This window comes from Candidatus Margulisiibacteriota bacterium (assembly GCA_031268855.1).
Taxonomy (GTDB): Bacteria; Margulisbacteria; Termititenacia; order Termititenacales; family Termititenacaceae; genus Termititenax.
Genome location: JAIRWS010000073.1, coordinates 1 through 13,293 on the forward strand (window position 1 = coordinate 1; position 13,293 = coordinate 13,293).

Annotated in this window: 12 protein-coding genes; 3 read left to right on the top strand and 9 right to left on the bottom strand. The window is 51.6% G+C overall.

The window, feature by feature from the left end; genetic code table 11:
• Positions 1 to 84 precede the first annotated feature (84 nt).
• Entirely contained in the window at positions 85 to 1,710 is a 1,626-nt protein-coding gene (locus LBJ25_04560; GenBank protein ID MDR1453226.1) for a hypothetical protein, read from the top strand.
• Between the two features lie 49 nt (positions 1,711 to 1,759).
• On the opposite strand, the gene trpA is transcribed toward LBJ25_04560, so the two are convergent.
• The 5 genes from trpA to LBJ25_04585 are packed head-to-tail and all read right to left on the bottom strand — an operon-like array spanning position 1,760 to position 8,018.
• On the bottom strand, positions 1,760 to 2,521 hold the full coding sequence (trpA, locus tag LBJ25_04565; GenBank protein ID MDR1453227.1) for a tryptophan synthase subunit alpha: 762 nt from the start codon (positions 2,519 to 2,521) through the stop codon (positions 1,760 to 1,762).
• The gene (trpB, locus tag LBJ25_04570; GenBank protein ID MDR1453228.1) at positions 2,476 to 3,696 is read right to left on the bottom strand and encodes a tryptophan synthase subunit beta; all 1,221 of its coding nucleotides are present in this window, start codon (positions 3,694 to 3,696) and stop codon (positions 2,476 to 2,478) included. The genes trpA and trpB overlap by 46 nt, the downstream gene beginning before the upstream one ends.
• A complete protein-coding gene (locus tag LBJ25_04575) occupies positions 3,689 to 5,041 on the bottom strand; it encodes a hypothetical protein (protein MDR1453229.1) in 1,353 nt (450 codons plus the stop codon). The genes trpB and LBJ25_04575 overlap by 8 nt, the downstream gene beginning before the upstream one ends.
• A complete protein-coding gene (gene trpD / locus LBJ25_04580; protein ID MDR1453230.1) occupies positions 5,041 to 6,630 on the bottom strand; it encodes an anthranilate phosphoribosyltransferase in 1,590 nt (529 codons plus the stop codon). Before trpD ends, LBJ25_04575 begins: the two co-directional genes overlap by 1 nt.
• Positions 6,627 to 8,018 carry a chorismate-binding protein gene (locus tag LBJ25_04585; protein ID MDR1453231.1) on the bottom strand — a complete coding sequence of 464 codons (1,392 nt, stop codon included), beginning with the start codon at positions 8,016 to 8,018 and terminating at the stop codon, positions 6,627 to 6,629. The genes trpD and LBJ25_04585 overlap by 4 nt, the downstream gene beginning before the upstream one ends.
• A 91-nt stretch (positions 8,019 to 8,109) precedes the next feature.
• Here LBJ25_04585 and mnmA point away from each other — a divergent pair, with 91 nt between their 5' ends.
• On the top strand, positions 8,110 to 9,174 hold the full coding sequence (gene mnmA, locus LBJ25_04590; protein ID MDR1453232.1) for a tRNA 2-thiouridine(34) synthase MnmA: 1,065 nt from the start codon (positions 8,110 to 8,112) through the stop codon (positions 9,172 to 9,174).
• Positions 9,171 to 9,368, top strand: coding sequence for a sulfur carrier protein ThiS (gene thiS, locus LBJ25_04595; GenBank protein MDR1453233.1), 198 nt, complete (start codon positions 9,171 to 9,173; stop codon positions 9,366 to 9,368). The genes mnmA and thiS overlap by 4 nt, the downstream gene beginning before the upstream one ends.
• A 32-nt stretch (positions 9,369 to 9,400) precedes the next feature.
• On the opposite strand, the gene LBJ25_04600 is transcribed toward thiS, so the two are convergent.
• From LBJ25_04600 to LBJ25_04615, 4 genes are all read right to left on the bottom strand, one after another.
• Complete coding sequence (locus LBJ25_04600; protein MDR1453234.1) at positions 9,401 to 9,730, bottom strand: hypothetical protein; 330 nt, start codon at positions 9,728 to 9,730, stop codon at positions 9,401 to 9,403.
• Positions 9,731 to 9,875: 145 nt separating this feature from the next.
• Entirely contained in the window at positions 9,876 to 11,738 is a 1,863-nt protein-coding gene (asnB, locus tag LBJ25_04605; GenBank protein ID MDR1453235.1) for an asparagine synthase (glutamine-hydrolyzing), read from the bottom strand.
• Between the two features lie 76 nt (positions 11,739 to 11,814).
• The gene (locus LBJ25_04610; protein MDR1453236.1) at positions 11,815 to 12,855 is read right to left on the bottom strand and encodes a Fic family protein; all 1,041 of its coding nucleotides are present in this window, start codon (positions 12,853 to 12,855) and stop codon (positions 11,815 to 11,817) included.
• Positions 12,856 to 13,102: 247 nt separating this feature from the next.
• Positions 13,103 to 13,293, bottom strand: a 191-nt coding sequence (locus tag LBJ25_04615) for a Fic family protein (GenBank protein MDR1453237.1), incomplete at its 5' end; no start/stop codon positions are given.

The following is a 13,293-nucleotide window of genomic DNA, read 5'->3' on the forward strand; positions in this document are numbered from 1 at the left end:
CCCGCAAATCTAGAAATTGATTCTACGTAAATGCTGTCTGTATAATTTCTGTTTTTTATTCTAAAAAATTATTAGGAGGCATTTATGTGTGAAGAAATAAAAACAATAGGCGCTTATCAAACTTATGCGGCGCGGATCACCGGCGGTACGGCGGCTGCCGCAAGCACGCAGGCCAGAGTCACCGGACGTTACGCGGAGTTGTTCGGTAAATATGCTCTACGCACACCCAATGGAATTTTTATTAAAGACCCATCGCAGAATAATCAGATCGTTTCTGAAGGTCAGGCTTACTGGCAGGCGCTTTCCGCCGATCTGGCGAGGATCAATCCGGCGCAAGCCAGAACCTATCAGGATAATTTTGACGGCCTGCTCAAAGGCACCCAGCATATGATCAAGCTGGCTAAAGACTCCGGCAATCGCGGCGAATTTCCCGCCTGGAAAGTCAAAGCGACTGGCTCGTCGGTAACGCTGGATAGAGACTCTTACGGCCCGACCGCCAACTCCGCCGCGGATGCCGATCTGGACATAGTCCGTTCGCTGATCTACGCGCAGGATTTAGTCGAGCGCGGGGTCTGGACGGATCGCGGCTACGCCAAACTGCTGGATACTTTATTGCCCGCGGCGCAAAATTTATTCCGTGACCAAGGCGGCATCCGCGTGTTGCGTCCTTCGGAAGACTGGGACGGTTTTCATTTTACGGATTATCTCGATCCTGCCGCTTACAAAGAAATAGCGCAATATCTGACCAAGCGCGGACAAACCAGCGCCGCCGCTTTCTGGGAAAAGGCCGCCGTCGACAGCATGAAACTTTACGCGGAAGCCTTGAACGACACCGGAACTTTTCCGGCCAACATCAATATTAAAGTTCACTCGGCCAGTGATATTGCGGTGAGCGCCGCCAATAATACCAATATGTCGTATGACGGGATTCGCGCGCCCTGGCGTATCGCCAGATATATCATTATGTTCGCGGAAAATAACGCGGAAGCGCAGGCCGCCAAAAATGCTCTGGCGCTCGGCAGCCGCAACCGCTTCAGCCACACCTACGGCCGTGAAATGGACGCGGCTATGTATTTGCCATTGAGCATCGCACTTGGCGATACCGCCAGTTCTGATCTGTCCGGCAGGATTTTTAACGGCAGTATTGACTCGAACAAATATTTTGAAAATACTCTGGAGCTGCTGGGTTTGGTAGACGCGGTGTTTCCGCATCAGGTGGATATTAACGCGTCGGCTGCGTCTTCTGCTCCCGCTCCGGCAGCTCCAACGCCCGTGTCTCCTGTCAGACAGCCAGCGCAGGCAGCGGGCAGAGCTCCGGTCAATCTGCCTTCGAGCATCAGCAGCGGCTGGAGCAAAAATGTCACCTATAAAGTAACCAGCCCGAATATTTTATCCGTGCAGGGTAAACAACACGATGACAATGACCTTATAGGATTGGCACGTAATGTGCCACTCAACGGCGCGCAGAATTTACAGGTCAAAGTACGCTCTATCAGCGGAAATTTTCACTGGGGTATTGTGTTCGGTCTTTCTCTCGATGGGAAATGGGCTGAACCGGAAGAAACAAGTATTAATAGAGACGGGTTTGTAAATGGTAATTTGCGCGCAGGAGACATTCTGACTTTTCCGCTGAAAGGCTCCAGTCTGAATTCTGTGGAAATGAAACTCTACAGCGGTGCTAATTTTGAACTGGAATTTTGGCTGGAGTAATCCGAGCCGGGCATAGTCGAGACGCGGACTGACGGAACGTCCGCGTCTTTTACAAGAGTTTTTTCAACGCCGTTTTTACAGATTGATAGATAGATTTTTGTTCCCGCACGGCATTCTGGATCGTCCGCGTAAAATACGAACCGATCACCACCGCGTGCACCAGCGGCGCGAGAGCTTTCACCTGCGCGGCGCTGGTTATGCCGAAGCCGCCGTACACCTCGTGGTTTTCAGCCAGTCTGGCTAAAAACTTTTTGACATCCGCGGAAATTCTGGTTTCCGCGCCGGTCGTACCGCCGCGCAGCGAGATGTAGAGTTTGCGGCACGGCTCCAATAAACGCAGCCTGTGCTCCGGCATACCGACTACGCCGACCGGCACCGGCGCGATATTATTCTGCCGCGCCAGTTTGTAAAAATTTTCCTCATCTTCTATCGGCAAATCCGGCACGAGCAAGCCTTCCACGCCGGCTTTTTTCAGATCAACAACATATTTTTTTATGCCATAGCGGTACGGAATATTCGCGTAAGTCATAATAAATATTCTTTGAAATCCGGCGCGCCGCGCGGCGCGGATGTATTGAAAAATATCTTTAACTTTGAAACCGCCGCGCAGCGCGGCTTCGCTGGCCAGCGTGATCGCCGGCCCGTCCGCTGTCGGATCGGAAAAAGGGATCTGTATCTCCAGTATTTCCGCGCCGCCGTCCCGCAAAGCCCGCGCCGCCTCCGCAAAACCAGCCAGCGAGGGAAAACCCGCAACCAAATGCACCATCAAACGCATAAACGCCTCGTTTCTTGCCGCAAAAATTCTGTCCATTCTTTTTTGGACAATTCCGCTGCCGTAATAAAAATATCTTTATCCCCGCGGCCGGACATATTGATGACGGCAATTTTATTTTTGGGCAAACGCGGTATTATTTTCAGCGCGGCGGCGGCGGCGTGCGCCGATTCCAGCGCGAATAATAAACCCTCTGTCCGCGCCAGATATTGATAGGCTTGCAATGCTTCTTTATCGCTGGCTGTGGTAAATTCCACCCGGCCGGCCTCAGCCAGCGCGGCCAATTCAGGCCCGATGCCGGTGTAGTCCAATCCCGCGGAGACAGAATGAGTGGCTTCGACCTGCCCGTCAGCCGTCTGCACAAAACGCGATTTATAACCCTCGATAATTCCGATCGGACTCCGCGAGCAGATGCGCGAAGCATGCTGGCCGGCTTTTCGGCCGAGGCCGCCGGCTTCGACCGCGAGCAGCCGCACTTTTTTAGCGCTGACAAACGGCGCAAACATGCCGATCGAATTAGAACCACCGCCGCAGCAGGCGATTAAAAGATCCGGCAGTTTTTTTTCTCTTTGCCATAACTGCTGTTTTACTTCGCGGCCAATGATGCTCTGAAAAAACTTCACTATGTCCGGATACGGATACGGCCCCAGCGCCGAGCCGATCAAATAATGCGTGTCCGCGGCGCGCGCCGACCAGTTTTTGAGACAGGCGTTGACCGCGTCTTTGAGCGTGCGCGTGCCTTCATTGACGATATGCACCCGCGCGCCGTACTGTTTCATCAAAAAAACATTGGGCTGCTGGCGCGCCGCATCGACCGCGCCCATGAAAACCTCGCAGCGCAGCCCTAGCCGCGCGCAGGCCGCGGCCGCGGCCACACCGTGCTGTCCGGCGCCGGTCTCGGCAATGACATGTTTTTTGCCCATTTTTTTGACCAGCAGCGCCTGCCCCAGCGCATTGTTGATCTTGTGCGCGCCGGTGTTGGCCAGACCTTCCAGCTTGATGTAAGTTTTCGCGCCTTTCAACGCGCGCGTGAGATTTTCAGCATACAGGAGCGGCGTCGGCCGGCCGGCGTAATTGGCCAGCAGATCCGTATACTCCGCCAAAAAATTTTTGTCCTGTTTGTATTTGGCAAAAGCCGCGGCCAATTCGTCCAGAGCCGGACGCAAAACTTCGCCGACATACTGGCCGCCATATTGACCGAAATATTTAGGCACGCGCCACCTCTTTTAAGAACAATTTTATTTTCCGCGCGTCTTTCTGTCCAACGCTTTTTTCCACTCCAGAACTGACATCGACCAAACCCGGCCGAATTTTTCGGATCAGGCCGCGCACATTTTGCGGCGTCAGACCGCCAGCCAGCCATTGGCCGTGAATATTCTGATATTCTTTGGCTGGAATTTTCCGGCCTTTTTGCACAGACTTGGTTTTCGGCGCGTCGTACAAAGTAACCGGCGGAGCTTTTCTGCTGGTGTCCGTGCTGACGAGATACGCGTTGCCGGCCAAGCTGTAAACATCCGCCTCATTATATGTCTGCGCGACGTCAAGCAGACCAGCTTTTAACAATTTTTTTATCTGCGGCGTGACTTTCTTAACAACTACCGCTTTAAGCGTTTTGATATTCTTTACTTCACGCAGCAGCTTCTCGTTCGCACAGCGCGGCGACTCCGGCACAAAAACAAAACCAGCAACATCCGCACCGGCCTGCACCGCCGTTTCCACATCGGCTTTGTTCGTCAGACCGCATATTTTGACGCAAACACTTTTCTTTCGGGCGTATAGTTTAGTGAAAAAATTCGGCTTCTGCTTAGCGCCGCACCGGAGAGCGTTCACGAAATTCTGGACAGTCTGCGTTCTTTTGGCCGCCCTAACCGCCGCTTCGCCGATCAGCGCGGCGCGAAATCCCGCATTACCGATAATTTCCAGCAAATAGTCCTTAGCCACGCCGGATTCGTACACCGCTGGAATATTTTTCGGAAGATAGGCTTTTAAACGTAGCGGCTGGTCAGGCTGGATCTGAAAAGTTTTTAAATCGCGGGAGTTAAGGCCAACAGCGTCTGGCGGATTTTTCAGCCGCAAAATCCTTTGTAAAGACCGCAGGCTGTATGCTTCAGCCAAAACCTGCAGTTTGTATTTATGCGCTTCGTCGATCAGCTCCTGCAAAAGCCTGCCGGATAAAATCTCCGCGATCAGCAGCACCGCGTCCGCCCCAGCTTGATAGGCCTGCGCAATATCTGCGCGGCAAAACAAAAAATCCTTACGCAAAAAAGCACAGCGCGGATATTTTTGCTTAAGCTCGTACAAGTCCTGTAAGGAACCGCTAAAATAATTCCGCTCGGTCAGCACGGAAAAATTGCGGACGCCGGCAGCGTAATAATCCCGCGCCAGCTCCTCCTGCGAACAAACGCTGATCTTTTTCCGTGTCGGCGAAGAACGCTTGAACTCCGCGATGACAAAAGGTCTCTGGCCAAAAAAAGACACCAGCGGAACGGCGCGCGGCGGGAAAGCACAAAGCTGAAAACTGCGGCGCCGCGCGGCGACTATTTTATCCAGAATACTCATTAGAACAACCGGTCAACACAGCCGGCCAATTTAAGCTCTTTAAGATCGCGCAGTGTTCTGGCATAACCATCCGGAATAGTTTTTGCTTTGCTAAACAAATACAGTGCGGCGCCGGCATTCAGAGCTACGGCCGCGGCCAGCGCTTTATCCTTACGTGTCTTGACGCCGCCTTGAATGATGCGCAAAAACATTTCCGCATTTTGCCTGGCCGTGCCGCCGCGCAAATCTGCGCTCTTAAAACCGCGAATACCGAAATCCTGGGGGTCAAGTTTGTACGCCTTAATTTTTCCGGCGGCGGTCAGCTCGCGGACATGTGTTTTGCCGCAAATACTGATCTCATCAATGCCGGATTCCGCATGCACGACCAAAGCGCGCTGGAGTCCCAATTTTTTCAAAGTCTGGATAAACAAATCCAGCAGGGACGGATCGTAAACACCGATCATTTGGTAACCGACCTGCAGAGGATTGATCAGCGGCCCCAGCAGATTAAACACCGTGCGAAATTTGACTTCCTGCCGTACACGGCCGACATACTTCATCGCGGGGTGATACAGCGGCGCAAAGAAAAAGGCAAAATTATTTTTACGCAGGCTCTTTAAATTGGCTGGCAGATCGCCGTCGGTCTTGACCTGCAAAGCCTGCAGAAAATCAAAACTGCCCGAGGACGAAGTAAAGGCGCGGTTGCCGTGCTTGGCAACCGGCACGCCATAATGCGCGCAGACCAGCGCCGCCGCGCTGGAGATATTAAAAGTATGCTGCCCGTCTCCGCCGGTGCCAACAATGTCCAGCGCGCCGGGCATTTTTTGTCTGCTGGTCATTTTCTGGCGCATCGCCAGCGCAAAGCCGGATAGCTCCTCGGGCGAAATGCCTTTGACCGCGTAGCTGCCCAGAAAAGCGCCCAGCTGGCTGTCTGTCAATTCGCCGTCGGTTATTTCGTCCATGATCGTGGCTGCTTCTTTTTGCGTCAAATTTTCGCCGAGAGACAGCCTGCGCAACAGCGTCAATTTTTGCGAGCCGGCGCGTTTGTATTTGAGGAAATTTTCCAGCAGTTTTAAGCCCTGCGCCGCGCTGAACGATTCAGGGTGAAATTGCACACCCTCGATTTGGTATTTTCTATGGCGCACGGCCATGATCGCCTGATCGCGCGCCGCGAAAGCCGTGGCTTCCAGACAGTCCGGCATCCTGGCCGGATCGGCGGCCAGCGAATGATAACGCACCACCGTCAGACCCTGCTGGAGATTGCGGAACACACCACCCTCATCGTGCTGGATAGTGTCAGTCTTGCCATGAATAATTTGCTTTGCGCCAATGATCGCGCCGCCGAAAGCCGCGACTATCGCTTGATGTCCCAGACAGACGCCAAGTATTGGAATTTTTCCGGCAAAATGCCGCACCGCTTTGACGCTGATGCCAGCCTGCGACGGATCGCCGGGTCCGGGCGAGATTACAATATGCGTTGGTTTTAATTTTTCAATCTCGGGGAGAGTGATTTTATCATTGCGCACGGTCTTGACCGTCTGCCTCAGCATCTGAAAACATTGTGTCAGATTATAAGTAAACGAGTCGTAGTTATCGATCAGCAAAATCATAAACTCACTCCCAGAGCGCGGATCGTCGCGCGGGCTTTGTTCAAAGTCTCAGTGTATTCTTTTTCCGGCACAGAATCATAAACGATGCCCGCGCCCGACTGCGCGATAAATTTTTGGCCTTGGTGCAGCACAGAGCGGATCGTGATGCAGGAATCAAAACTGCCGTTCACATCAAAATAACCGATCAGTCCGGCGTAAGCGCCGCGTTTGACCGGCTCCTGTTCCGCGACCAGCTCAATCGCTTTGATTTTGGGCGCGCCGGACACTGTGCCGGCCGGGAACACGCTGCGGATAATTTCCGCGATACCGGCCTCCGGCCGTTTTTGGGCGCGCACTTCCGAAACGATGTGCATCACGTAAGCGTAACGCTCGATAAAAAACGACCGCGTTACTTTAACTGTGCCCGGCACAGCAACGCGTCCCGCGTCATTGCGCGCAAGGTCAATCAACATCAAATGCTCGGCGCGCTCTTTTTCATCAGCCAGCAGTTCTTTTTCCAGCGCGGCATCCTCACTGGGCGTTTTGCCGCGCGGCCGCGTTCCCGCAATCGGCTTGATCGTCAGCGCATCTCCCGACAATTGCACCATGATCTCCGGCGACGCTCCGAACAATTGAAAATCCGCAAAGTCAAAATAAAAAAGGTACGGCGAAGGATTTTCGCGGCGCAGACGGCAGTAGGCTTCAAAAGGCGGCAGCGGAGAATCAACTATCAACTGCTGGGACAGCACGCCCTGAATCAAATCGCCGCGAACGATCGCTTTTTTAATTTCCGCCACGCCGCGCAGATACACAGCTTTATTGGCGTGCAGGTCGGCTTGCGCGGGATAGACAGTCTGGTCTGGAGCGTAGGCGCGGTAATCATTGTCCTGAAGAATTGCCAGAAACGCGGCGATTTTGTTTTCCAAAGTCGTTCTGTCGGCGCCGATTGCGACAACATGCAGGTCGTCACGGTAATGGTCAAAAACGATAAAAGCCGAACCGAAAAGAAAACAGGCTTCCGGCGCTTCAATAGACGCTGGTTTTTCCGCAATCTTGATCGTGTCACAAAAACGGCAAAACTCGTAGCTCAAATAGCCAACCCCGCGCGCCGGCAGCGGGAACGGCAGCTCGGCGACCGTAATTTCTTCGCCTTTTGCCGCGACGATGTCCAAAAATTTATACGGGTCGGCATCAAGCAGACGATTCTGTCCGCCCACGGTTTCCATCACGCCCGCTTTAGTCAGAGACAGCCTGCTGCGGGCTTCCAGCAGGATAAAGGAGTAACGGCTCGCGCCTTCCAGAACAGCCGATTCCAGCAGAGCGATACCGTGCAATTTCTTGAACACGATAACCGGCGTACAGCTGTCCGCGCTAATAGTTTTGTAAACACACTGCATGAGTTCCTTCATTCCTTTTCATTCCTTGTTTCTATATATAGAAACAGAATAACATAAGCCGGGTGGAAAGTCAAAACTATTCTAACCGTGCTAAACTTTCGCTATGAAAATCGCGGTGGGCTTGAGCGGTGGCGTGGATTCGGCGGTGGCGGCGCTGTTATTGAAACAGGCCGGCCATGAGGTTGTCGGGCTCACAATGTCGATCTGGCAGGACAAACCGGAGTACAAATCCTGCGCGGGGGACGCTTGTTTCAGTCCGGACGAAAAACAGGATATCGCGCTCGCGCAAGAAATTGCGGATATTTTACAAATACCGCACCGCGTGCTGGACTGCGCCGCGCCATATCAAAAAATCGTGCTGGCTTATTTCCAGAGCGAATATCTGGCCGGCCGCACGCCCAACCCCTGCGTGTTCTGCAACAGCCAGGTGAAATTCGGCGTCCTGCTCGAACTAGCCAGACAGAGTGGCGTTGAGTTTGAGAAATTTGCGACCGGACATTACGCTAATATTGAGAAAATCAACAATCGCTATGTCCTGAAAAAAGCGCGCGACGTCCAAAAAGATCAAACTTATTTTTTATACCGCCTGAAACAAGAGCAGCTCGCGCAAATAATTTTTCCGCTGGGCGGTTTGACTAAAACTGAAGTGCGGGAAATCGCGCGGCAAAACAAGCTGCCGGTCAGCGCCAAACCGGATAGTCAGGATTTTTACAGCGGCGACTACAGCGACCTTATCGGCGCGGCGGATAAGACCGGAAATATCGTGGACGCGCGCGGCAAAATTTTGGGGACACATAACGGCTACTGGCATTTTACGATCGGCCAGCGCAAAGGCCTCGGCGTCGCGGCCGAACGCCCTCTCTATGTGCTGGACCTTAACGCCGCCAAAAACGAAGTGCTTGTCGGTTACGAGGAAGAGACTTTGTGCCGCGGCTTGGTAGCTGACAATATAAATTGGCTCATCGCCGAAAAACCGGAAAGAATGTCCGCGCGGATCAAAATCCGTTCGGCGCAAAAAGAATTTCCGGCGGAGATAATCCCGCGTGGCGATAACACTATCGAAGCGCGTTTTGCCGCGCCGCAAAAAGCCGTGACGCGCGGACAATCGGTCGTGGTCTATGACAGCGAGCATGTTCTCGGCGGCGGGATTATTAAGGAAGCCTTATGAACATTATCCTCAACGGTCAGGCTGCAGAAATTTCCGCGCAAAATGTGCAGGATTTAGTGGCTGAGTTAAAACTGGACAATATCGCGCTGGTCGCGGAGCATAACGGCAGTATTTTGCAAAAAGCCGATTGGGCAAAGACCCGGCTGCAAGAAAATGACCGCGTGGAACTGATCAAATTTTGCGGTGGCGGCTAACTATAAAGATTTCTCTGCAAATTATTGTTTATTCAACCAATGCTCGGTCCGCTTAAATTTTCAAGAAATTTTACTACAGCTTCGCTGCGCTTTAGCTGCGGCGACTGTAATAATCGAATTACTTCGTTATATGTTTCTCTGTCATCTTGCGCCAATTTGGTTAACTCATTTGAAACCTCTTGACCAACAGATTTTGGCGAAGTAAATGGATTCCAATCCTTTACGGATTTACCAATTCTCTCCAACATATTCATGACTATAGCAGCTGCTTTGGTGTTGTTCGTTGGTGCAGAGTTGCTTCCCGCTGGCAATGCCGCGGATGGATCAATCCAATTCCTATTTGGACGAATCGCCCCTCCCATAATTGTCTCCTAAAAATATTGATATTTGATTAAGTACAATTTTTATGCCAATTTTATGGACACTTTATCGCTAATTCTGGGCAATTTTGAGCAGAAAATGACCGAACTCAGGCAAGGAACACTCAACATTGAGCAGTTCGTTTGATCAAATATATTGCCGGTACTTCCGCAGCCAATTCTCTAAAATCACCAGCGTAAAAAGCCGCCGGCCATGATTAACGCCGCGCTGGTGCGCGCGCAATATCTCCAGCAAACCATCCTGCCAAAAATAACCGGACTGCGCCAGCAGAGAATCGCTAAATAAATTTTCCGCGTACTGTTTCAAATCATTTCTAAACCAGGCGTTGAGCGGTACACCGAAGCCCTGTTTTTGGCGCGAAATAATTTCACGGGGCAAATATTTAGCGGCGATTTTCTTGAGCAGATATTTGAGCTGGAAATTATGGATCTTGTACCGCGCGGGCAGACTGGCCGTGAATTCCAGCAGGCGCGCGTCGAGAAACGGCGAGCGGCCTTCCAGTGAATGGCGCATGGCCGCGCGGTCGGCTTTGACCAGCAGGTCGTTGCGTAAATACAGCTTGAGGTCGGTGTAAAGCATTTTGTCCACCAGATCTGCCGCAGGCGCATTTTGGAAAACCCGCAAAAATTCCTGCCAGCCGTCGCCGCGCGGCATCCGGTCTGTATAGAGTTTATTTTTCAGCGCGTCGTCAAAAGATAAATTGGCCTGCGCGTAACTTTCCGCGGCGCCGCTCAAAGACACCCGGCACAGCCACTTGAGGCGGCGCAGAAAAGAACGGCGCGCGGCATTTTCGGGCAGACCGCGGATAGCGGCGTACAGCATTTGCCGCAGAGGCTTAGGGATTTTGCGGAAAAGTTCTTGATACAGCAAGCCCTGATAACGCTCATAGCCGCCGAAGCACTCGTCACCGCCGTCGCCGTTGAGCGCGACTGTAACGTGTTCGCGGGTCAATTTACAAAGGTAATGCATCGGTATTTGCGAAGGGTCGGCATTGGGTTCGTCGTAACTGTCGATCAATTCCGGTATGATGCTCACCGCGTCAGGCGTGACCGTAAATTCATAATGTTCGGTGTTAAATTTTTGGGCAACGCTGCGCGCGTAAGCCAGTTCGCTGAAATCTTTTTGCGTGAAGCCAATGGCAAAAGTTTTAACCCGGCCGCGCTCGCTCATCAGGGCTGCGATCAGCGAGGAATCCACGCCGCCGCTTAAATGCGCGCCGAGCGGCACGTCGGAAATCAGACGCAAATTTACAGCCTCGCGCAAAATTTCCTCTGTTTGCGCCAGCGCGTCGGCAAAAGAAATTTTTAATTTTGGCCGGTAATCAAGGTTCCAATACTCCGTCATTTGCAGCCGGCCGCGCTGCCAGGTCATGGTGTGTCCGGCCGGCAGTTTATAAATATCCCGAAAAGCGGAGCGGTCAGACACGATATAATTGAAAGTCAAAAAATCATCCAGCGCGCGGAAATCCACGCTGGTCTTGACTTCCGGCTGGGTCAGCAGCGCGTCGACGCTCGAAGCAAAAACAAACGCGCCGTTGCCGTGATAATAGTACAGAGGCTTCTTGCCGGTCTGGTCGACAGCCAGAAATAAATTGTCCGCCGCGCTGTCGTACACCGCCAGCGCGAACATGCCGCGGAAATGCCGCACACAAGCCGCGCCGAATTTTTGGTACATCTTGAGCGCGACTTCCGTGTCGGAATGGGTCGTAAAAATTTCGTCCGCAAAATATTTTTGTTTTAATTCTTGAAAATTATAAATCTCGCCGTTGAAAACCAGCGTGAGGCTGCCGCAGACCAGAGGCTGATTGGCGCTGTCGGACAGGTCGATAATTTTCAGGCGGCGGTGGCCGAGACCGATCCAGTTTTCGCCGCGCCGTATGATCTGGCAGCCAGCGGCGTCAGGGCCGCGGCGGAACAGCGTGTCCGTCATCGCCCGGATTTGTTCCGGCGTGATTTCCCGCGCGCTAATTTTTCCCGCTATACCGCACATGAAAACAATCATACACCAGGCTGACAATCTTGAGCTACAACAAGCACGCGCAATTTTAATAACGAAAAGTTTGCCGTTAAGTAACAGCGTCGTTTAGTATATAGTAAGAATTTTTCCCGTTGCCCTGTTTGACAATAAATCCCAGCGTTGTTAATTTCTGAAAATCCAGATGCCGCGAGGCTTTGGCGCGTTTGGTCAGCACAGCGTATATTTTGTCGGTAATATAGCCTTTTTGTTTGATATATTTTAGGATTGTTTGATGCTGTTCCTTTAACTCATTTTGCGGATTAACCGAGATTTTTTGGATCTCCTTGCTGATTCTCAACAACTCGTCAACAATCCCGTCCGTAAAATATTCCAGCCACTCTGTAAAATCCACAGTTTTCACGGCAGTATAATAATTCCCTAAAGTCCCAACGCGGCTGAAATATTTTGTTACGTTATTGTTATAATAATTTTCAAAACTAAACAACTTAAAAGTGTTCAAGCCCAGCAAAGCCAGCAGCACTTTTGTAACCAGCCGTGCCGTGCGGCCATTGCCGTCAATAAAAGGATGGATAATCACAAACTGCTTATGAAAAATTCCCGCCAGCAGCAAAGGATCCAGCTCATCAAAATTGCTTTGCGCATAATCAAGCAATTCTCGCAGCAATTTCGGCACGTCCTGATGATCCGGCGGCCAATAAACAGTTTTGCGCAGTTTCGGATCATTCACAAAAACCGGCTCTTTTCTTAATCTGCCCAAGCGAAACTTATCCAGCAGTCCAGTCTCAACGGTTTTGTGTATTGCTAAAATAAAATCCAGCGTCGGCGCCTGACCGGTCTGAATATAGGCATTGGCTTGCAGCAGCGCCTTATTGTAATTGAGGACTTCCCTCTCACTGTCGCGGAGATTTTGCGGCATATTTTTAAGCAGGCGGCGCACATCAGTCAAAGGCAGCGGATTACCCTCGATGCTGGTCGAGGCATAAGTGGAAATTTCACGCGCGGTTTTTTCCAGGCGGGCAAAAACTACTTGGGGGAAATTTTTGTCATTTAGTTTCGCGTTCAAGACAGATACCTGCTTAATATTTTTGAGCAGCTGCGGCGTGATTTTATAACACGGCTTAAAAGGCATAGACGAATAATAGACGAATACTGGACGAAAGGCAAGCGGGCGGCGACACCCGCCTTACGGTATAACTTCCGCGACTAATGTTGTTTCCAGCGGCGTCAGGGCCGCGGCGGAGCAGCGTGTCCGTCATCGCCCGGATTTGTTCCGGCGTGATTTCCCGCATGCTAATTTTTCCCGCTATACCGCACATGAGACAATCCTAACATATAAATAATTGCCACTTAAATGATAGTATCATTTGATACTATCGTTATTTGGTATTCTGAAACTTATAGCGAGTGTTATTTTTATCCCCGCTTTTTTGTAATAAGTTTTGCTGGACTCCCTGGCTTAAATCGCGGCTGGCGGTAGCCGTGGAGATGGTTTTGAACAGCGTCAAATAATCCTTGCGCGAGAAATTATTTTTTTGAAAAACCTCGGCGGCTTTGGCCAAACGATCGG